We start from the raw sequence: 21,730 nt of genomic DNA, 5'->3' as shown, positions 1-21,730 counted from the left end.
AAATATAAAAATGATTAAAAACACTAAAAACATAGCAGAGCATAAATTCGTTGTATTATTTCTGCTTTTTTCAACCTTAGTATTTCAAGCACAAACAACAAAGGTAGAACGTATTCTTGAAGATTTTTATGGTAATAAAAATGTGTTAGTTGCTTCACATAGAGCTGCTCATAAAAAATATCCAGAAAACTCAATTAAAGCGATAAACGAATGTATTCGTCTTGGAATTGATATTGTAGAATTGGATGTGAGACAAACTAAAGACGGTGAGTTAATAATTATGCATGATAATACTGTTGATAGAACAACAAACGGAACAGGAGAAGTACATAATTTAAATTTTGAAAGTTTAGAAAAGCTATACCTTATATTTGATGGAGAAGTAACAAGCGAAAAAATTCCAACTTTTGAAGATGTATTAAAGATAACTAAAGGAAACATTATTATTGATGTTGATTTTAAAGAAGATAGTGTCGATGCCGTAAATAAAACTTATGCTTTAATAAAAGAATATGGTATGGAAAATCAAATTATCTTCTTTCTGTCTAATTATAAGCAAGTACCCTCTATTACGTAAAATAAATTCAAAAATTAACATTATGCCAAGGGCTTACAGCAAAACAGATGTAAAAGAAATACTTGGCTATTCAAATATATCTGTAGTACATATAGATGAAAGTTTCTATGAGCCAAATTTTATGAAAGGAGTTATAGAACAGGGCTCTAGAGTATGGATAAATGCACTTGGAAAATATGATAGAATGGAGTTAGAAGAAAGAAATTCAGGCTTTAATGAACTTTTGAAAAAAAAGTATGTAAATATTATACAAACAGATTTACCAGAAGAACTATTAAAGTATTTAAAAAATAAAAAACTGCACAGATAGTATTTTTTTTAGGCGTAATAGTAACATTATTACGCCTTTATTTTTTAAAAAAAAATCTTAATTTATATTACTATTTGTGTTTTTTTTTTGATTTATTAAAATGAAGAACATAAGTGTTTCTGTTTACAGATAACTTGATTTTGTAATTTTAAGGTTATAATGTGTAATTTTTAATTAGCTCTATATATTCGGTTTTTATGTTTATTTTTTTAGAGCTTTTAAGACAATTAAAACTTTTAAAAATAACATTCTTTTTTATCGTAACTGTAAAATTTATTTTTTGTTACAAGGAAGTTCTATTTTATAGGTCATAACATAATATTCTATCAAATAAAAACCACGACTACTGTTTAAAACGGATATGATACATTTAATAGGGGAGTAGCTTTTAAAAATAAACCTTGAAAGTTTTTGTTACGTTAGCTATTGCACACTTATTATTAAAAATAAATAAGAACTCTATTAATAGATAAGTAAAATATTTATGAATTAAACTTCATAAATTTACTAGGAGTTACCCCATATTTCTTTTTAAATGCAGTTGAAAAATGTTGAGGATTTTTGTAACCAACCAATTCTGAGACCTCACCAACAGGTAACTTCTTATCAAAAAGTAATTCCTTTGCCTTATCCATTTTTAAGTCTATAATATACCCGAAAACGGTTATACCGAATTGCGTTTTAAACCCTTTTTTTAAAGCACATTCATTCGTCCCAAATTTTTTAGACAGAAAATTTAATGTCATCGATTTAGTGCAGTTTTTAGTTATATAATCTTTCACTCTAATTATTTTTTCTTCCTCGCTAGTTCTTGTTTGATTACTACTATTAAATTGATCTAATTGCAATAATAAAAGTTCTAAAATTAAAGAATTCATGTGAATCTTACGATAAAAACCTTTCCATTTTGAATTTCTTATTTCATCTATTATTAAAAATATTTTTGATGTGATAGCTCCATTCTTATTTTTAAGTTTACCTGTTTTATTGTAACATATTTGTTTTCTAAAGTCTTTAAATTTATTTTCATCAGGTAAAAATTGATTAAAGAAACTTAACGAAAAATTGATTCTAAATATTGAAACAATATCATCTGTCATTTCAATTTCTCCAGATATACTTGTATAATAAAATAGGTTATGCTCATTTGACTCTAAATAATTTGTGTGAGATAATTTTGGAATGTTTATACTAAGACTTCCTTTTTGTATAAAAACCATCCCTATAGTTTCTCCCTTAAAATCAAATTTTATTTTATTATTTTTAACGTCAATTAAAGTACCGTAACCAATCTTAAAACTATCAAAAACTTGTTCTTTATACCAAGATTTATCATTAATTAAGGTAACAACCTCATGAGTTCCACATTCATCAATTTTAATAATTTCTGAGGTTTTATCAAAAACAATCTCTCTATTATTTTCTATTAAAATACTACTTATCATTATTTCTTTTTTGCCCCTGATTTCAATTTATAAAATAAATATTTTTGCCAAAAATACATTATATTTATTGAATCTAAATAAGTATAGCGGTGTTTTGTTTTTATGAAATAAAATTATTGAAGAATCTGAGATATATTAAAAAGTATTTAAAGTATTTAAATTCAGGTATTTATTGAATAAGTTTTTTAGTGTAAATTTAATTTTTTTTAAATGTATTATAGTAGTTAAAGTTTTAATATTCCGCTTTACGTAGATTATATTCCGCTTAGCGTAACTTTTAAATACGTGTTGTTAATATTTTTGCGTTAAATTATTTAGAATAAATCTAAATTAAAATCGAATAACTATTAAAAATGACAGCTGTAAAACAATTATTAGTATACCTATTCATCTTTGCAAATACAGCCAATATATTTGCACATGCTTTATTTATTAAAACTAATGGAGAAGGGAAAAAAGGAGAAGCACAAGATGTTTTTGTTTTTTATGCCGAACCTCATGATGGCAAAAGAGAATTAATTAAAGATTGGTGGTCTAATACAAAAGACTTTACCCTTTGGTTAACGCATCCGAACGGAATTAAAGAAAAAATAATAACGCAACAACGTAATAATCACTTTTCAGCTTCATTTACACCTAAAACAGATGGTAGATATTATTTTTCAATACACCATAATGTAGCTAGTTTATATGGTAAAACGCAATATCAATTTAATACATCTACAAGTGTAGAGGTAGGCAAACCTTATGTTAGATCTAAACTTATTAAAACTAAAGAAGAGAATCTTTTATTAATGTACAAAAGCTTTAAAAATGATAATATAATTTCAATTTATGTTGAAAATAGGGGAGTACCGTTAGCAGATATATCTATAAAAGTTTTTGCACCTAATGGTTGGCAGAAAGATATTAAAACAAATACAGAAGGTATTGCCAGTTTTAAAGTAGAATTGCAGGTGCCATATTTGCTTGAAGCTAGTAAAAAGGAAGACGTAGAAAATGAAGAATATATAAATAGAATGCGCATCGTTACAACTTTTGTAACGCATTAAACTTAATTATTTAAGATACGCTTTTATAATTCTACTTAAATTTTATAATTCACATACAAATGCTTACACTAACTTGTTGTATTGCTTTTTTAGGGTTTTACCTACTATACAGTACTAGTAAACGTGCCGAATTAACACTACAATATAAGCTTCAACGAAAGAGTGCTGCTAACAAAAAAACAGCATCTTATTTTGGTATTGGTTTATTATTAATAAGTCTGATACCTTGTTTGTTTTATTATGGTATTGGTGCAGGTATTTTTTCTTATTTGGTAATTGTAATGACAGTTGGTTGTTGCATTGTTTTAATAGCTCCTCTTCGATTTTTTAATCTAACCAAGCTTATAATTATCACTGTAATTGCTTTTGTAATTGAAATATTCTTGAAATAAATAGTATGCCAGCAAATAAAAAACACTTATCCACACCATTACAGAGATTTGCTAAAATAACCGCAGGTTTTATTGGAGGCTATATTCTTACACAACTCTTTCATATGGTTTTAGTTGTTTGGTGGAACCCACAAAATAGTATCTATACCATACGTTATGCTGGTTTCATCCTTTGGGTAACCTTACTAATTGTTGCTTTTTTAGCTAAAAATGGATGGAAAATATGGGGAGTATATATTTTAATCGCCATAATTTTCATTGCATTTATTTATACTAAACAGTCATTAACTATCTAATTTACAAAACACATGTCTAAAAGAGTCTATAATATTATGTTACATACGCATACTATTAGTGGTATTATTATTAGTGCTGCATTGTACGTTATTTTCTTTACGGGGTCTATTTCTTTTTTAAGAGATGAAATTATAGCATGGGAACGTAATGAACCTGTTAAAGACAGTGCTTTTAGCGAAACTAATTTCGATAAGCTGTTAATTAATATTGAAAAAGAATACAAATTAAACGGACAAAATATTACTTTCTTCCAACGTATAGAGGGGCAAATGGCTACTACGGTTATTTCGCCATCAGAAAAAGAAAAGTTAAAAATTGAAGGAAATAAAACAGTAAAAGAAACTAAAAAAGAAGTAGAAAAAAGACCCAAACGAACATTTTTTAATACGAACTTGAAAACGTATAAATCTGAAAGATATGATAAAGCTTATACATTAGGAGAGTTTTTTTATAGGCTTCATTTTTTTGCACAACTAAATCTATACGGTCGTTCTGGTTATATGTTGGCTGGTTTTGTTGCATTTTTCTTTTTATTTGCAATTATTACGGGTGTTATTGTTCATTGGAAAAAAATTGCATCAAGTTTTTATCTTTTTCGATCAAAATCTAAATGGAAAACAATTTGGACAGATGCACATGTTTCTCTAGGGCTTATTGGTTTGCCTTTTCAATTTATGTTTGCCGTTACAGGAGTATACCTAATAATTGGATACAGTATTATGGTACCACCAATTAAGTCGTTTATATTTAATGACGATACTAAAGTATTTAATGAAGCATTAAATACAGAGAAAGTTATAAATTATAAGCTAAAAGGGGAAGTTATAAATAAAACGATATCCATTAATGATTTTATATTAGAAACTAAAAATAAGTGGCCAGATTTAAAAATAAATAGCTTGCAAATTTTTAATTATGGAGATGCCAATATGCATGTTAAGGTAGAAGGACATCCGCAATTTAAAGACAATCTTTTGGGTGATGGTTCTTTAACCTTTAAAGCAGAAAATGGTGAGATTGTCGATGAAAACAGCCCTCTAAAAGAAACAACTTATGTTAAAGGAACTACTAACTTATTAAAACGATTACATTTTGGCGATTATGGTGGTTACGGTATGAAACTTATCAATTTTGTACTCGGTTTAATAACTTGTTTTGTAATTATTTCTGGTGTGCTTATTTGGCTAGTAGCAAGAGATAACAAAGTAGTACCCAATTATAAAAGAAAATTTAACAGTTGGTTAGTAAATATTTACATGGCTATTTGCCTTAGTATTTATCCTATTACGGCATTAATTTTTATTGTAGTAAAATGCTTTTCAAGTGATTATGACGGTGGAAAAAAAGCTTTAATTTATAATGTTTTCTTTTGGGGATGGTTAGCTTTAAGCACATTATTTATAATTAAACGAGACATTTATTTTACAAATAAGACATCCTTAATACTTGGTAGTATTTTTGGTTTTTTAGTGCCAATTTCTAATGGTGTTATTTCTGGGAACTGGTTATGGATTACTTGGCAAAAAGGATACTCTCAAATTTTTGTAATAGACGTCTTTTGGATTTTATTATCCTTAACCGCTATTGCAGTTGTTTTTAAATTAAAACTACAAAAAACAAAAGGATAACTATTATTGCTAATTATTTTAACCTAATAATACATTAATTCATCAACCAATTAATGTTTAAGTTCATTTATTTACAACCAATTTTAGTATTCATCTAACCTTGTTTTATGGCACCTCTTTTTGTTTGTTTTTAGAGGTGTTTTTTATAACAAAAAGCTATTTTATTTTATTCCGTTTTGCGTAGTTTATTATCCGCATTGCGTACAATTCTAAGAAGGAATTCAATTTATATTTGCACATTATTTATATTAAGTCTAAATAATAATAAATTCATAGAATTCACATTCAATATGTCAAAAAACAATTTATACCTTGCATTTGCTTGTTGTTTATTTTCAATTATAGGGTTTTCCCAATCAAAGAAAAGCAACATAATTGGTCATGTACTAGATCAAAATCAGGTTCCTTTATACGGAGCAACCGTAATTATTAAAGAGACTAATAATGGCGTTATTACAGACAATAATGGTTTGTTTAAGTTTATAGGAAACTACGATGGTTTATATACTATAGAGGTGTCTTTCTTAGGTTATAAAACCCTACATAAAACAATTACTATTAATAGAGGTAATACAAAAACAGTTTCTTTTATTTTAGAAGAGTCTAATACACAGTTAAGTGAAATTATTATAACTGGTAAAAGCAAGTTGCAAAAGGTAAAAGAAAAAGCTTTTAACGTAACGGTAGTAGATGCTAAAAAACTACACAATACCACTTTAGATATTGGCCATGCTTTAGGAAAAGTATCTGGAGTAAGAATTCGTGAAAGTGGTGGAGTTGGCTCTAAAATGAATTTTTCTTTAAATGGTTTTAGAGGAAATCAAGTACGTTTTTTTATTGATGGAATTCCTATGGACAATATGGGGTCATCATTTCAATTAAATAATATTCCTATTAATTTAGCAGAAAGAATTGAAGTGTACAAAGGTGTTGTTCCGGTAGGTTTAGGTTCTGATGCTTTGGGAGGTGCTGTAAATATTATTACCAACACGTATAAAAAAAGCCATTTAGACGCTTCTTATTCTTACGGCTCTTTTAATACACATCGTAGTTATGTAAATGCAATTTACGTTTCTAATAAAGGGTTTATTGCTCAAATGAATGCTTTTCAAAATTATTCAGATAATAATTATGAAATTAAAGTAGATGTAGCAGATATCAATACAGGTAAATATTACCCAAACAAAACCGTAAAACGTTTTCATGATACCTATCATAACGAATCCGTAATTTTTAATTTAGGATTTGTAAATAAAAGTTTTGCAGATCAATTATTATTTGGAATTACTTTAGGAAAAAATTATAAAGAAATTCAAACAGGTGCGAGACAAGCTAGTGTTTTTGGGGCATGGAACAGAAGAGGTAATATTATTATGCCTAGTATAAAGTATAAAAAAGATGATTTTATACTTAAAAATTTAGATGTAAAGTTCAATGCTAGTTATAATTTAGGGGCAGAAAAAAACATAGACACTATTAATAGAAGGTATAATTGGTTTGGAAATTATAAAGAATATAATACACCAGGAGGCGAACGTTCTTATTCATTATATAAATATAAAAACAACAACGGTTTGGCTACTGCAAATGCCAATTATAAAATAAATAAACACCATAACTTAGCTTTAAGTAGCACTTTAAATACTTTTAATAGAAAAGGAGTTAACGAATTAAATCCAGATAGTGATATTTATCAACAACCTAAAAAAACATTAAAAAATATTACTGGTTTAGGTCATGATTTTAAAAGTTCTAATTGGAACACTTCTTTATTTATTAAGCAATATTTTCAAAAAAACACCTATGCTCATGCCTATAATCCTACGGGAGGCTATGGTGATGTAGCTTATATCAATAAAACAAATACGTTTAATTTTTTAGGTTATGGTTTTGCAGTTACTTATTTCTTACATGACAATTTACAGTTAAAAGGATCTTACGAAAAAACATATCGATTACCAGAATCAAATGAATTATTTGGTGACATAATCAATTTAGAAGGAAATATCAACTTAAAACCAGAAAGTAGTAACAATTACAATTTAGGTTTAAGTTATTGGGGGAATTTTAATAAAATCCATCAGTTTAGCTTTAGCTCAAATCTGTTTTATAGAGATGCCAAAGATTTTATTAGACCTAGATTAAACAAAAACCAAGTTATGCAAGTAATGGACAATTTAGGAAGTGTTACCAACTTAGGAATTGAATCTGAAATAAGATATACATATAATCAAAATTTATCATTGGGCTTGAATGCAACTTACCAAGACTTAAGAAACAATACTAAATATGATGAAGGACAAACCACAGTAAGCGTTGTCTATAAAGATAGAATTCCGAACATGCCCTATTTATATGGGAATGGAGACATAAACTATGCATTTTTGAACTTAGGGAATAGAAAACAAGAATTAAGTATTGGTTATAACCTACTATATGTACATGCATTTTACTTGTATTGGCCAAGTTTAGGTAGTGATAAATTAGATATTTCAGAACAAATTTCACACGATTTAAATTTCACATATAAATTTAATAAAAAAGTACAATTTACACTAGAATGTAGAAATATTACCAATAGCATGTTGTACGATAACTTTAGTTTACAAAAACCAGGAAGAAGTTTTTCTGGGAAAATTAGATACGTATTCTTTTAATAATTAATAAACATTTAAATATAAAACAATGAAAAAAGTAAGTTTTAAAATAGGAGCATGGGCCTTAGCAATTGCTAGTTTAGCAGCATGTAGTGAAAAGGAAGTTACAGATCCTGTAGGTTCTAGTTCTGAATCTAAGTATATTATTACAGCAACCCCAACAGCATCTGAAGGTGTTGCAGATTATATTTTAACAACAGATTATTTAAGTCAAGGAAAAATATCTACCATAGGAAATGGAATAGAACAAGACGGAACTTATAGATATTACGTAACGAATAACAATAAATTTTTTAGTTTGTTATACGGACAAGGAAATCCGGGAGCTGTAACTACTTATCAATTAAATGGAGAAAGTGCTTTACAGAAGTTATCTGATTTTCAGTCAGAAACAGTGCAAGCTTTTGAGTCTATTGATAAGGATATTTTATTAATGAAAACAGCTAGAAGTATAGACAATCCTATTGCATATTGGTATCGTTTCGATACAGATTTGTTAGAATTTGTAGCAGAAGGAGAAATTAATGTTCAAGAATTAGCGAATAAAAAAAATGGTGAAATAGCTTTTCCTACATGGATTACTCAAGTAGGAAACAAAGTGTTTTTACCTTATATGACTATAAAAGGAGCCTCTGATAATAGGTATGGAACAAATTATCCAGACGAAGCTAATATTGCTGTTTTTTCATATCCAGAAATGAAATATGAAAAAACAATTACAGATAACCGCATAAGTTTTATTGGGCGTTATTTTACAAATGGTCTTTCTGTAGATGAAAAAGGAGATGCCTATGCATTTTCATCTTCAATAGCAAAAACTCAAAATAGCTCAGGATCTTATGACTTTTCTTCAACGAAGCCATCTGCAATTACTCGAATTAAAAGTGGTACATCAGAATTTGATTCATTTTATTTTGATATAGAAGCAGCTTCTGGAGGTAAATACGTTACTTCTCAAATGTATTTAGGTAATGGTAAATTTTTAGCAATTCTTTTAAATGTATCTGAGAGAGGTTCTTATGGTAATGGTAAAGAATTAGCTATTATTGATGTACACACAAAATCTTATATTGCTGTAACAGGGTTACCATCAAATGAAAACATTTCTAGTATTGCGGGTAGAAACAATTATGTCTCTAAAAATGGTACAACAGCTTATGTTGGAGTAAATACTACTGAGGGAAGTTTTGTTTATAATATTGACGTTGCGTCAGCTACAGCTACACAAGGATTAGAGGTAGAAGGAGGGGAAATCACAGCTATTAGTAAACTTGAGACTGCAAATTAATTATCAGTTTTCATAATCAATAAATGCGATAAAATCTCAGGTTAAAATTTAACCTGAGATTTTTATTAACTTCTATTTTAACATAAAAAAACTTCGTCAGGAATAAGGTTAGAATTTAAAATAAGTTTAAGAATTAATAGTTGTTATAATTTGTCGCCGTTTTGCTCTAAACTACAATTATGGTACAATATTTATAAAAAAACAGAACGTAGTTTGTGAATACATATCAAGTAAATCCACTATTTTATAGGGTTTTTAAGCGATTGGAAGTGTTTTGTTATTTGGTTGTTTTGTGTAATTACTTCCCAATACAAAAATTACTAAAAATATGCCCAAGTATATCCTTATCAACATCATATTCTCCAGTAATATTACCTAAGTGACGCAAACATTCACGAATATCAATAGAAAATAAATCTGTAGAAATTTCTAAGTCAATTCCTTGCTGAACAGAAGTAATTGCCATTAAAGCATTATTTAAAGCTTCAAAATGACGCGAATTGGTCACAATCGTTTCATTGTTACTCAAAGCACCAATATTAACAAGAGAAGTTAATTCTTTTTTTAAAGTATCTACTCCAGCTTTACTTTTTGCTGATAATAATATTAAATCATCAATTTCAGATTCTAGGATAGAAGTATCGTGACAAGATAAGGTATCAACTTTATTAGCAACCACTAATAAACGTTTCGTAGGAAAACGGGTTTTAATTATTTCAATTTCTTGCAGAAATTCTTCACTAGAATAAGAAAATTTATTAGAATCAATTAAGAAAATAATTAACTGCGCATTATCCGCCTTTTCGTATGCCTTTTTAATACCAATGCTTTCTATAACATCTTCAGTTTCTCTAATTCCTGCAGTATCTATAAATCGAAAAGCAACACCATCAATAATTATTTCATCCTCAATAGCATCTCTAGTAGTACCAGCAATGTCAGAAACAATTGCTTTCTCTTCGTTTAAAAGGGTATTTAATAAAGTAGATTTACCAACATTTGGTTCACCTATAATTGCAACAGGAATTCCGTTTTTCATGGCATTTCCAAAAGAAAAAGAGTCTATTAAACGTTTTAAAACAAAAGTGATTTTTGCTACCAGCTCTTTAAATTTTGTTCTGTCGGCAAATTCTACATCTTCACCAGAAAAGTCTAACTCTAATTCAATTAGAGCAGCAAAATCTAATAATTGCGCACGTAATTCCTTCAATTCATTTGCAATTCCTCCACGCATTTGTTGAATTGCCATTTGATGACTCGCAGCAGAGTTAGAAGCAATTACATCAGCTACAGCTTCCGCCTGACTCAGATCCATCTTTCCGTTTAAGAAAGCGCGCATGGTAAATTCACCATTATCTGCCATTCTACAACCTTTTTGTAGAAATAACTGAATAATCTCTTGCTGAATAAAGCTAGAACCATGACAAGAAATCTCAACGACATTTTCACCAGTATAAGAATTCGGATTCTTAAAAACAGATACTAAAACTTCATCTAAAAGAATCTCGTTCTCTATAATATGACCTAAATGGATGGTATGTGTTTTCTGATTTTTTAAAGTTTTATTTTTTTTGATAGATTTAAAATTGGCATCCACTAAAGAGATAGCATTTTCACCAGAAAGTCTAATTACAGAAATTGCACTAACACCAGAAGGGGTTGCTAAAGCAATAATAGTATCGTTTTGAATCATGTTGCAAAAATACATAAGATTTTTAGAGAAAAATAGAAAGCCCAACACTAAATGTGTTGAGCTTTCCAAACAATAGTCGGGGGAATTATAAATTATTAATTTACAGAACCCTTACTATTGGTAATTTCATTTATATTCAATCTATGGTTCTCTGTGAATTCTAATGTTCTCATAGGGAAAGGAATATTAATGTTTTCTTTATCAAATGCTTTCTTAATCTCAATAATAGCTTTACTCTTTGCTTTCAATTTTTCTAAGGCATTTTCTGAATCCACCCAAAATCTACATAAAAAATTAATAGAACTATCGCCAAATTCTGTATAGTAGAACTCTACTTCTTTACCAATTTTATCTTGGTTAAAGTTGTGTTTAATTGTTTCTATAGTTAATTTTTCAACCATTTCTAAATCTGCGCCGTATTCAACACCACATTCTATAGCAATTCTCATTTTTGTGGTTAAAGAATAATTTTTAAACGGACTTTCTAAAATAGTTTTATTAGGAATAATAACCATATTATTATCAAATTCTTTAATAACAAAGTAATTTAAATTAATATCAATTACTTCACCAGAAAACCCATTTGTTTCTACCCAATTACCAATGTTTAAGTTCTTTCTAAACGATAAAACAACACCAGAAATCGTGTTCGATAAAGTTCCTTGTAAAGCTAAACCAATAACAATACCAGAAACCCCAGCTGCAGATACAATTGCTTTTAGTGTATCATCGAATTTTAAGACAGTCATCGCTAAATATAAACCCACTAAAATAGTAACTGCAGATGCAACTCTAGAGACTAAATCTCTAACAGATTTCTGTCTTATTTTTTTACCGATAGTTTTATTAACTATAGAATTCATTGCTCTAGAAGCAAAATATGCAATAACTAATACTATTAATGCAATTGCAATATTGGGTATATTCTTAATGAAAATATCTTTCCAATCCTCTAGTTTATCAACTACTTTATTCATTTTTTTTGTTTTAATTTATTACTTTTAATAACCAAAAATAAAAGCAATAAATTATTTAACAAAGCTCGTATCTAATTCATCTTTAGAGTTTTTAGACCAAGCACTCAACATCCAAGTAGATTTTTCTAGCTCTCTAATATAGGCGCCAATTAAATCAATAGTACCTTCATCTTTTGCTTTGTCTGCTCTATCAATTACCTTACTTAATTGCTCAATTAAGGTTTTATGGTCTTCTATAATTGTATTTACCATTTCTACATCTGTTAGTAGCGGGCTCGATTCCTTTATTTTAGAAACTTCGATATAATCAGATAATTTACTAATTGGGTGATATTTTAATGTAATAATTCTCTCAGCAATTTCATCAACCTTTATTTTTGTGTCATTATACATTTCTTCAAACCTATTGTGTAAATCAAAGAAATTCTTTCCTAAAACATTCCAATGAAAATTTCTTAATTTTTGATAATACACATGATAGTCTGCTAATAAAACATTTAATTCTGTTACAACTGGTAGTATTTTGTCTTTGTCTATATTTAAGTAACTCATTATCTTATACGTTTTTAAGTTCACTACAAAATTACAATCAAAGCTAAATTTGTCTTAGCTCAAACAGTTTTCATCTTAACTCAAACACTTATTTAGCAAAACATTAAAAAGTAAAATCATGTAACATAACAAGCAAAACAGCGTCTAATAAGTACATAATAAAAACCTTATATATAAAAATGAAAGCAGACAAACAGTTATTGGTACTTACACATTTAAGTCAGTTATTAGATTTTGTAACCGGAATTGGCGGCTTTATCGTTCCGTTAATTTTATGGCTAACAAAAAAAGATGAGATTTACGGAATGGATGCTCAAGGAAAAGCAATTTTAAATTTCAGAATCTCTATGTTCATATACCTTTTGCTTTGTATTCCTTTAATTTTTTTATTCGGATTGGGTATTTTAGGGCTTATTGTAATCGGAATTTTCTATTTAATTTTTCCAATAATAAATGCAATAAAAGTGAGCAATAACGAAGCACCAAGTTATCCTTTCAGTATTCAATTTTTAAAATAAGAAGAAGAAGTGTAAATTAAAAAATCGCCCTTTTAAAGGACGATTTTTTTTATTTGTGCGTTCCCTTTCAGGTCAGGCTTTCCGCACTCGCTTTTGGCTCATACTTCGCAAAAGAGCTCAAACAATTGCTTCAATCCTTAACGCGAGCTTGTTCATGTATTTTTCGGAGTTCTAAAAGCAGTTCGTTTTTTCAATCTAGCGATTATGAATTGTAATTTTTAAGATGGTAGTGGCTTATTTAAGAAATAGATTACTTCGTCATTCTTTCTCGTAATGACATTAAAGGTGAAATTATATATTCTTAATTACGTCTTCATATTCGTAATAAAATTCTTCAAACTTGGGCATTGTTTCCATAAAAAACTCGAAACAATCGCGCCAAGTATCTTTATTATGAACGCTAAATTTACCTTCAAAAGGAACATAAATTCTATGAATTTTTTTTCCGCTTTCTAATTCGTATTCGTTATTAAAAATAATTTCAGGAATTTCAGACTCTAACAAAACCTTTAAAGACAACATTTGGTCGTAGTAGAGTAGGTTTACCAACTCATCCGGATTCTCGATATCCAAGCAAACTGCTGCATTTTTTCTATCGGCAACAAACTTAAAAGAAAACCCTTTAATTTTGGTGTTGTACAACAACCATTTCCTCGGAAAAGACTTTCCAAAGCTTGTCCAAAATTCTTTACGCATTAAAGCTGCTTCGTCTTTACTAAACATCTAGTTCAATTATTATTTATCAGTTACCTTTTGTTAATTATCGGTTGTTATTTGTTTTGTAACAATTAACTACTATTTTACCCGTGTATTTTAGCAACGTTTCCACGTTCACGCATTATTTCAGCCTCAAAAGCTAACAATGCATTCCATTTTTCATCAACAATGGCTCTGTCTTGGTATTCTCTAGCAAATCGTAAGAATGTAGTGTAGTGGTTTGCTTCAGAAACCATTAAATTCTGATAGAATTTAGACAATTCTTCATCTTCCATATTTTCAGAAAATACTTTAAAACGCTCGCAACTTCTAGCTTCAATTAAAGCAGCAATTAATAAACGTTGCACCAATGCATTCGTTCTGTCTTTTGTTTTATTAAAAAACTTCTGAAGTCTAATGGCGTAATCGTTTTTTTGTTCGCGTCCTAAAACCATTCCTCGTTTTACCATTAATAAGTGCACCATTTTAAAATGTTGCATTTCTTCAATAGCAATATTGCTCATTTCTTTTACAAGTTCTGTTTCTTCAGAATAATTAATAATAATAGAAACAGCATTAGAAGCTGCTTTTTGCTCTAAAAAGGCATGATCTGTTAATATCTGTTCTAAATTTACTTTGGCTATATCTGCCCAAGATGTTTCTGTTTCAAATTGTAATCCTAACATTTTTCTATAATTTTTTGCAAACTGGCGCCAAAATAGGCGAGTGCTTTAATTTCTTTTACACTTGCTAATCTTTCATTACTAAGAACTAAAAGACCAGTATTTGTAGCTTCTATGTGATATTGTTTGTTGCTTTCAAAAAACAAAATTAGTTCATCTGTAAAAAAGGCTCTAATTTTTTCTTCACTTTTTCCAGATAAATAAAAACGTTTGCTAAAATCTGGGTGTTCAGAAATATCAATATCTTTATAACCAGCAAAATGTAAAATGTATTCAAAAACACCTTCTTTATCTAAGGTAAACTTCGGAATTTTCTTTGTGGTGTGAATATAAAACATGGTCGCTTTTATAACCTGTTTAGCAATCATTTCTCCTTCAGAAAACTGAATATCGAAAATGGTACAATTGTTCTTTGTTAAAACATTAGAAACTTTATCGATGTTTCGCGTTTTAAAATATCCGAAACATGCTAACTCTTCAATTTCTAAATCAGAAAATGCGTCATAAGAGTATCGCATTTCTTCACTAATTTTCTGAATAGATTTTTGTCTTTTTGTTAAAACACCTTCTTTTGGTATTCTTTGTTTTGGTAAAATTTTACGAAGTGCAAAAGGATGTTCACTTCCCGATTTAGAATCATCTAAACCAATCACTTCAAAATGACCTCCTTTTCTTTCGAAAGTTTCAGAATAATTATTCATGTTTTCCATTACAGAATGATCTACAAAATCGCACAGAGAAAAATCGACAATAGCTTCTTCAGTTTCTGGAATTTGATCTAACTTCGATTTTAGTTTTGTGTAGTTTAAAAAGCTAGAGAAGTTCTTTACACTTACATAATATGTACCATCTTCGGTAAACATTAAAACATTTGGTTTTAAAATATTTTTAATAAATAAAAAAATGTTTTTATTGATGATTACGTGAATTGCGAATGTGATAATGATACCAGATAAAATTCCAGTAATCAGACTTGTATATATTGTTACCAAAAGTGTTACTGTAAATATTATTAGCTGCTCAAAACCAATACTAAAGACCTTCTTTATGTTCTCTGGAGAAGCTAATTTGTAGCCAGTATAAACTAAAATAGCAGCCAAAGCAGCAAGCGGAATCTTACGCAATTCAGTTGCGAAAAGTAAAATAAAAGCAACTAAAAAGAGTGCGTGAAAAAAATTAGCAGACCTGTTACTACCCTTATTATTTACATTTACAGAGCTTCTCGCGATTACAGTAACTACATTTAAGCCACCTAAAAAACCACTAATTACAGTTGCTAAACCTAAGGCTCTAATGTCTTTATTTACGTTAGATCTTCTTTTAAGAGGGTCTAATTTATCTACAGCTTTTATGCTTAATAAGCTCTCGATACTAGCAATTAATGTAATTGAAATTACAGCACTTATAAACTCAGACTCGTAGACTTTACCAAAATCAGGAAACGCAAAATTGGCTAAAATATCATTGGGTAAATTAATTAATAAACTTTTGTCAATTGGATATGCTGTCGCAGAAAACAAATCAAAATAATAGTACAAACTAACACTTAAAACCACAATCCACATAGGTGCAGGAATCAATTGAAAGTATCTGTTTCTTATTTTGCTGTAAAAAATCATAATGAATAAGCTAATAATACCTATTACACCTGCATAAAATGAGCCTGTACCTGCAGAATTAACAAAATTTAGAATTCCTTCAGGTAGCTGAATAAGTAGGTCTATAATGCTTCCTTTTGCGTTAGAATCTCCAAACATTACGTGAACCTGTTTTGCGAAAATTCCAATTCCGATGGCAGCTAGCATTCCTTGTATTGCCGAAGAAGGAAAGAAATCTCCCAAAGCTCCCATTCTTAAAAAGCCAAGAATTACTAGTAGTACACCAGAAATAACAATAGCTGCAAGTGTAAATAAATATCCTTGGTATACATCTCCGTTTCCTAAAATAGTGATGGCAGAAAGAATTACAACCACCAAACCATTTCCAGGGCCCGTAATTGTTACGTTGGAACCACCAATTAAAGAAACTACAATACCACCAACAATTGCAGCAATAATACCAGAAATAGGTGGTGCACCAGAAGCTAAAGCCAATCCTAAGCCTAAAGGAAGTGCAATTAATGAAACGACAAAACCAGAAAACAGGTTCTGCGGAATTTCGTTTAAAAATATTTTAAAAGTATTTTTCTTGTTCATTTATTTTACAATTAAAACGTCTGTTGGTAATTCAGATAAAATGTATTCAATATCATGAGGAAAAATTCGATATAAAATTCCCGCTTTGGTTGGTGCATTCATTACTAATAAATCTGCTCTTTTTACTTTTGCATAATGTCCAATGGAATATCCTCTAGTACCAAAAATACTTTGTGTTTTTATAGAAATATCAGAACAACTAATGTCTTTCAAAATATTTTTCACCCGCTGATCTTCTCTGTTTTTTAATCGCTCTTTTGCAATTGTGGCCTTTCTTAAACTCTTATCATCGTTTACCTTTACATGTAATTCACTCTGACTAATTTCTTCTACAATTGTCATTTTTTTACATAACAAATGTTTAGCAAATAGCACAGAAGTTTTAATAGTTTCTTCTGTTTTTTCATCTTTTAACCCATTAACAACAATGTGTTTACATGGGTTTCTTTCAACTGATGGTTTGATTAGTAGTAGAATAGAACAGGAAGCTTTTCTGGTTATCTTTCTAGCAATAGACCCTACATAGTATTTTAGTAAATTCTCTTTTTGTAAGGCTCCTAGAATTAGTAAATCTACGTTTTGAAGCGCAGCAGTTTTAAGAATTACGTCAACAGGTTCTCCTCGTTGCCAAATTGTTTTTAGTGGTTTATTTAAGTTGTCTGCTTCAGAAATAATCTTGTTTAAATCAGTTTCTTTTTTTGTGTTTTTTTCACCAACATGAACTCCTATTAATTCTGCATTAAATAAGTTAGCGATTCTAAAGGCTTCAAATAAATTAGGTTTTAAGTTAGGGGAAAATGCAATACCAATTAATATTCTATGAATTTTTTGCAAGAAGTTGGTTTAACGTTTGAATTATCCGCACAATATAATGAAACGATACAACAAATTTTATACTATTGAAAAAAACTATAAAATATATTTTCAAGTTCATGAAACATTCTTAGATTTACTTTTTTTAACTTAAAGAGGTATAATGGTAGAATTAGCAGGAATTATCATTTTAGGAATATTGGCACAATGGGTTGCTTGGAAATTTAAAATTCCGGCAATTTTACCTTTAATTTTAATAGGTTTATTGGTAGGCCCAATAGCAGCGGCCTATTTAAGTGAAGATGGTTCTAAATGGATAGAACCAATTTGGAATGGTACAAAGGGCTTGTTTCCTGGAGAAAGTTTGTATTATTTTGTGTCTTTAGCAATTAGTATTATTCTTTTCGAAGGAGGTTTAACGCTTAAAAGAAGTGAAATTAAAAACGTAGGTCCTGTAATTACAAAGTTGATTACTTTAGGTTCTGCAATTACTTTTTTTGGATCAGGAATTCTAGCACATTATATATTTGATTTAGGTTGGGACCTTTCGTTTCTTTTTGCAGGATTAATTATTGTAACAGGTCCAACTGTAATCACACCAATTTTAAGAAACATTCCGCTTAAAAAAGACATTTCTACCGTTTTAAAGTGGGAAGGAATTTTAATAGATCCAATAGGGGCTTTAGTTGCTGTATTGGTTTTTGAGTTTATTAGTGTTGGTGGTGGAAGTGGTTTTACTAAGACGGCTTTAATGGAGTTTGGAAAAATTCTTTTATTCGGAACTAGTTTTGGATTCACATTTGCACATGCTTTGGCGTATGCTGTTAACAAGAAATTGATTCCACATTATTTATTAAACGTAGCTTCTTTGTCTTTTGTATTATTGGTGTTTGTGTTGTCGGAAATGTTTGCACATGAATCTGGTCTTTTAGCTGTAGTGGTAATGGGAATGGTTCTAGGAAACGGAAAGTTAAAAAACCTAAAAGAATTACTATATTTTAAAGAATCTCTAAGTGTATTATTAATCTCTATTCTATTTATTTTATTAGCAGCAAACATCAATATTGAAGATTTAATGCTGTTGTATACCTGGAAAACAGCCGTTTTATTTGCAATTGTAGTTTTTGTAATTAGACCTTTGGCGGTATTTGCAAGTACGTACAATTCTAAATTAAAATTAAACGAAAAACTATTTATAAGTTGGGTTGGTCCAAGAGGAATTGTAGCTGCTGGTATTGCTTCTTTATTTGGTAGCAAGTTGTTAAAACAAGGCGTAGAAGGTGCAGAGTACATTACGCCATTGGTTTTTATGATTGTTTTAGGAACCGTTTTGTTAAATGCAACAACAGCAAGAATGTTTGCTAAAATGGTTGGTGTTTTCTTAAAAACATCAAATTCAATTTTAATTGTTGGCGCATCAAGTCCTGCTAGGTTAATTGCGCACTATTTAAAGGAAAATAATAAAAGAGTAGTTTTAATCGACTCGAATAAAAACTTTATTTTAGAAGCCAATAACATGGATCTAGAAGCGTATACAATTAATATTTACGATGAGGATTTAACAGATAATATAGAATTGAATGATGTTGGATATCTTTTAGCGATGACAGGAAGTGAGGCTGTAAATCAATACGCAATTACTAATTTTACTGATACTTTTGGCGAGCATGGTGCTTATAGGTTGGCAACTTCTAAAGAGATAAAGAACAAGTCAGACGATAATAAAAAAAAGTATTTGACACCAAAAGATGACTATATTAATTTAAGTGAAGCTTTTAGAGACAACCCTAAAATTTACGAGGTAGAAATTGAAACAAGTGATGCGTATAATACCTTAATTTCTAAACTTTATAAAGAATCAAGATCTGTTCCATTATTTGTTAAAAAAGATGAAAATATTTATCTCATACCAGAGTTTGAAAAGTTAGATGAACCGCAAGAAGATTGTACGTTGGTTTATTTAGGAAAACCTTTAGAAGAGAATAAAAAAAGTAATAAAACCATAGAAGAATAAGGTACTTGTTTTTTTAATGAGGATCTTATATATTCAAGTGAAACGCATAGGTTATTTCATCAATTACAGTGGTTGAAACTGATACAGAAACAGCATACAGTGTCGCTTTAGAGGTGTTAATCAAGAAATAAAAATCAATTTCTTTGTTTATTAAAAAAGGTGACGGAGTTTATTTGATACCAGAATTCGATAAAATGAACGAAGCTAAAGAGGGTTTAACATTATGTTATCTAGGTAAGAAGTTCGTAGTTCAAGAAAAGTAAGATTTTTCTATTTCTTTTGCTTCTTTAATAATTTCTGAAGGATACTTATATAAATTTAGAATTTTAATGGCGTTTCTTGTCTGTAGCTTTCCTTCTTTAATTTTATGATCAAAAAAGAGGTTGTTATTTTTTATATCTTCGCTAAAATGATACAATTTATAAGCGTCTTTTTCTAATAATTCTGTCAGCTCTATATCATGTGTAGAGACTAAAACAGTATTATTCTTCTTATTTAAATAGGATAAAATAGCTTTTCCACCAGAAATTCTCTCTATTGTATTTGTTCCCTTAAAAATTTCATCTAAGACAAATAAACAAGGGCTTTTATCTGTTGAAACATCTATTAGTTCTTTAATCGTGAGTACTTCTTGTAGGTAATAACTAACGTTATCTAATAAATCGTCTGTAATTCTAATTGATGAGTACAGTTTGTAAAAAGGCGCAGAATATGCATCTGCAAAGCAAAGGTGTAATGTTTGTGCTAAAATACTATTAATAGCAACCGTTCTTATAAAAGTACTTTTACCAGACATGTTAGAACCTGTTAATAGCATGCTTTTATCTGATAAATTTACATCATTTGCAATACATTTCTCGATTAAGGGATGATAGATTTTACGAACATTTAACTTATTATTCTCATTAAATGTTGGTGTGCAGGTTTCTAGGTGTCCAGATTTTAATGAAGCAGTAGAAATTGCAGCATCAACTTCACCTATAAAAAGAAACAGGCTTTCAATACTTTTTTTCTCCTTTGTAATAGCGTCTAAAAAACTATAAAATACTATGTACTCTACATTAAATAGAATTTTATTAAGTTCTATAAAAAGCCAAATAGGAAAGAGCCATTCATTATTAATGTTTTTTTCGAAACCAATAAATTCTGACTTTAACATGATTGAATTGATGCTCTTTATAAATAAAAAATCATTAAAATGTTCTTTTATAGAAGGGTGTTTAGATAGTTTCTTAGCTGTTTTAAGGCTTTTAGATAATTGACGAATACCTTGTAAATAATAATTCACATTTCCTTTATTTTTATAGTGAAAAACAGAATTCACAGCAAAAAGGGGTACTATAAAAAGAATGAAAATCGGAGAAAAGAAGGATAAAGCTATAGATAAAATGGAACAAATAGATAATAATTTTACAACCCATAAGTTTTTTGGTTTGCTAATTTGCTTACCATTGATAAGCTCTTCTAGATAATAGGAGCTAGGAGTGTTTAGTTTCGATAATTCAAACTGACAAGAAATACTTAATTTTTTGTTTTTTTGAAACAACGTAGTTAGTTCATCAAACCTTAGTAAATCATTAATAGAACCGATCGTTCTTAATTTAAAATATAAATATTGCTGACCTATTTTTGAGGAAGTCCTATCTACAAATTTAAAAATCTCGTCTATATCAAGGTCAATTTTACTTTTTTCGGATAAAATATGATATGCCTTTTCTTTGTGTCTATTGTTTTCAAAATACTTGCCAATAACAAAGAAATTATAATATTCGTTCTTTTTTTGCTTTCCCCAATTATTATAAAGCTTCGCTTTTATTTTTTTTAACTTTCTCTTTTTTAGAAAATTACCAATTAAAAACCATAAAACAAAAATAAATGAGATTCCTAAAAAGTAATTCATAATTTATAATCAGAAAATTGTTAATGTAATGATTAGTAGAAAA

Annotated in this window: 19 protein-coding genes; 10 read left to right on the top strand and 9 right to left on the bottom strand. The window is 28.9% G+C overall.

Going from position 1 to position 21,730, the window contains the following annotated elements:
- Positions 1–10: 10 nt before the first annotated feature.
- Together CW731_RS04530 and CW731_RS04525 are read left to right on the top strand one after the other, a co-directional pair.
- Entirely contained in the window at positions 11–577 is a 567-nt protein-coding gene (locus tag CW731_RS04530; protein ID WP_100945617.1) for a glycerophosphodiester phosphodiesterase family protein, read from the top strand.
- Between the two features lie 22 nt (positions 578–599).
- Positions 600–887 (top strand): hypothetical protein, encoded by a 288-nt coding sequence (locus CW731_RS04525; RefSeq protein WP_100945616.1) that lies wholly within the window; start codon positions 600–602, stop codon positions 885–887.
- Positions 888–1,369: 482 nt separating this feature from the next.
- Here CW731_RS04525 and CW731_RS04520 read toward each other — a convergent pair whose 3' ends face one another.
- Entirely contained in the window at positions 1,370–2,332 is a 963-nt protein-coding gene (locus tag CW731_RS04520; protein ID WP_100945615.1) for an AraC family transcriptional regulator, read from the bottom strand.
- A 353-nt stretch (positions 2,333–2,685) separates the two neighbouring features.
- Between CW731_RS04520 and CW731_RS04515 the strand changes: the two genes are divergently transcribed.
- The 6 genes from CW731_RS04515 to CW731_RS04490 all read left to right on the top strand — a co-directional run bounded on the left by CW731_RS04515 (position 2,686) and on the right by CW731_RS04490 (position 9,646).
- Positions 2,686–3,384: a hypothetical protein gene (locus CW731_RS04515; RefSeq protein WP_100945614.1), complete on the top strand. Its 699-nt coding sequence runs from the start codon at positions 2,686–2,688 to the stop codon at positions 3,382–3,384.
- 59 nt (positions 3,385–3,443) lie between these two features.
- Complete coding sequence (locus CW731_RS04510; RefSeq protein ID WP_100945613.1) at positions 3,444–3,776, top strand: hypothetical protein; 333 nt, start codon at positions 3,444–3,446, stop codon at positions 3,774–3,776.
- Positions 3,777–3,781: 5 nt separating this feature from the next.
- Positions 3,782–4,072: a hypothetical protein gene (locus CW731_RS04505; RefSeq protein WP_100945612.1), complete on the top strand. Its 291-nt coding sequence runs from the start codon at positions 3,782–3,784 to the stop codon at positions 4,070–4,072.
- Positions 4,073–4,084: 12 nt separating this feature from the next.
- Entirely contained in the window at positions 4,085–5,701 is a 1,617-nt protein-coding gene (locus tag CW731_RS04500; protein WP_100945611.1) for a PepSY domain-containing protein, read from the top strand.
- Positions 5,702–5,991: 290 nt separating this feature from the next.
- Positions 5,992–8,358: a TonB-dependent receptor gene (locus CW731_RS04495; RefSeq protein ID WP_100945610.1), complete on the top strand. Its 2,367-nt coding sequence runs from the start codon at positions 5,992–5,994 to the stop codon at positions 8,356–8,358.
- A gap of 28 nt (positions 8,359–8,386) precedes the next feature.
- A complete protein-coding gene (locus tag CW731_RS04490; RefSeq protein ID WP_100945609.1) occupies positions 8,387–9,646 on the top strand; it encodes a DUF4374 domain-containing protein in 1,260 nt (419 codons plus the stop codon).
- A 298-nt stretch (positions 9,647–9,944) separates the two neighbouring features.
- Here the strand turns inward: CW731_RS04490 and mnmE are convergent, their stop codons facing one another.
- The 3 genes from mnmE to CW731_RS04475 form a co-directional block, all read right to left on the bottom strand.
- Positions 9,945–11,339, bottom strand: a complete 1,395-nt coding sequence (mnmE, locus tag CW731_RS04485; RefSeq protein WP_100945608.1) for a tRNA uridine-5-carboxymethylaminomethyl(34) synthesis GTPase MnmE — start codon at positions 11,337–11,339, stop codon at positions 9,945–9,947.
- Between the two features lie 95 nt (positions 11,340–11,434).
- The gene (locus CW731_RS04480; protein ID WP_100945607.1) at positions 11,435–12,316 is read right to left on the bottom strand and encodes a mechanosensitive ion channel family protein; all 882 of its coding nucleotides are present in this window, start codon (positions 12,314–12,316) and stop codon (positions 11,435–11,437) included.
- A gap of 51 nt (positions 12,317–12,367) precedes the next feature.
- On the bottom strand, positions 12,368–12,868 hold the full coding sequence (locus CW731_RS04475) for a Dps family protein (protein WP_100945606.1): 501 nt from the start codon (positions 12,866–12,868) through the stop codon (positions 12,368–12,370).
- 179 nt (positions 12,869–13,047) lie between these two features.
- Here CW731_RS04475 and CW731_RS04470 point away from each other — a divergent pair, with 179 nt between their 5' ends.
- Positions 13,048–13,386 carry a DUF4870 domain-containing protein gene (locus CW731_RS04470; protein WP_100945605.1) on the top strand — a complete coding sequence of 113 codons (339 nt, stop codon included), beginning with the start codon at positions 13,048–13,050 and terminating at the stop codon, positions 13,384–13,386.
- A gap of 291 nt (positions 13,387–13,677) precedes the next feature.
- Here the strand turns inward: CW731_RS04470 and CW731_RS04465 are convergent, their stop codons facing one another.
- From CW731_RS04465 to CW731_RS04450, 4 genes are all read right to left on the bottom strand, one after another.
- Positions 13,678–14,109, bottom strand: coding sequence for a DUF4268 domain-containing protein (locus CW731_RS04465; protein ID WP_100945604.1), 432 nt, complete (start codon positions 14,107–14,109; stop codon positions 13,678–13,680).
- Between the two features lie 77 nt (positions 14,110–14,186).
- Entirely contained in the window at positions 14,187–14,768 is a 582-nt protein-coding gene (locus CW731_RS04460; RefSeq protein ID WP_100945603.1) for a tRNA-(ms[2]io[6]A)-hydroxylase, read from the bottom strand.
- Positions 14,762–16,960: a SulP family inorganic anion transporter gene (locus CW731_RS04455; protein ID WP_100945602.1), complete on the bottom strand. Its 2,199-nt coding sequence runs from the start codon at positions 16,958–16,960 to the stop codon at positions 14,762–14,764. The genes CW731_RS04460 and CW731_RS04455 overlap by 7 nt, the downstream gene beginning before the upstream one ends.
- Positions 16,961–17,794: a universal stress protein gene (locus CW731_RS04450; protein ID WP_100945601.1), complete on the bottom strand. Its 834-nt coding sequence runs from the start codon at positions 17,792–17,794 to the stop codon at positions 16,961–16,963. It lies immediately after the preceding gene.
- A gap of 142 nt (positions 17,795–17,936) precedes the next feature.
- On the opposite strand from CW731_RS04450, the gene CW731_RS04445 reads away from it, so the two are divergent.
- Positions 17,937–19,787 carry a sodium:proton antiporter gene (locus tag CW731_RS04445; protein ID WP_100945600.1) on the top strand — a complete coding sequence of 617 codons (1,851 nt, stop codon included), beginning with the start codon at positions 17,937–17,939 and terminating at the stop codon, positions 19,785–19,787.
- Positions 19,788–20,037: 250 nt separating this feature from the next.
- Here CW731_RS04445 and CW731_RS04440 read toward each other — a convergent pair whose 3' ends face one another.
- Positions 20,038–21,687, bottom strand: a complete 1,650-nt coding sequence (locus CW731_RS04440) for a DNA mismatch repair protein MutS (protein ID WP_100945599.1) — start codon at positions 21,685–21,687, stop codon at positions 20,038–20,040.
- Positions 21,688–21,730: the final 43 nt, after the last annotated feature.

Source organism: Polaribacter sp. ALD11 (assembly GCF_002831685.1).
Classification (GTDB): Bacteria; Bacteroidota; Bacteroidia; order Flavobacteriales; family Flavobacteriaceae; genus Polaribacter.
The sequence above is the reverse complement of the archived record's forward strand: the minus strand, read 5'-3'. Positions and strand labels throughout refer to the sequence as shown.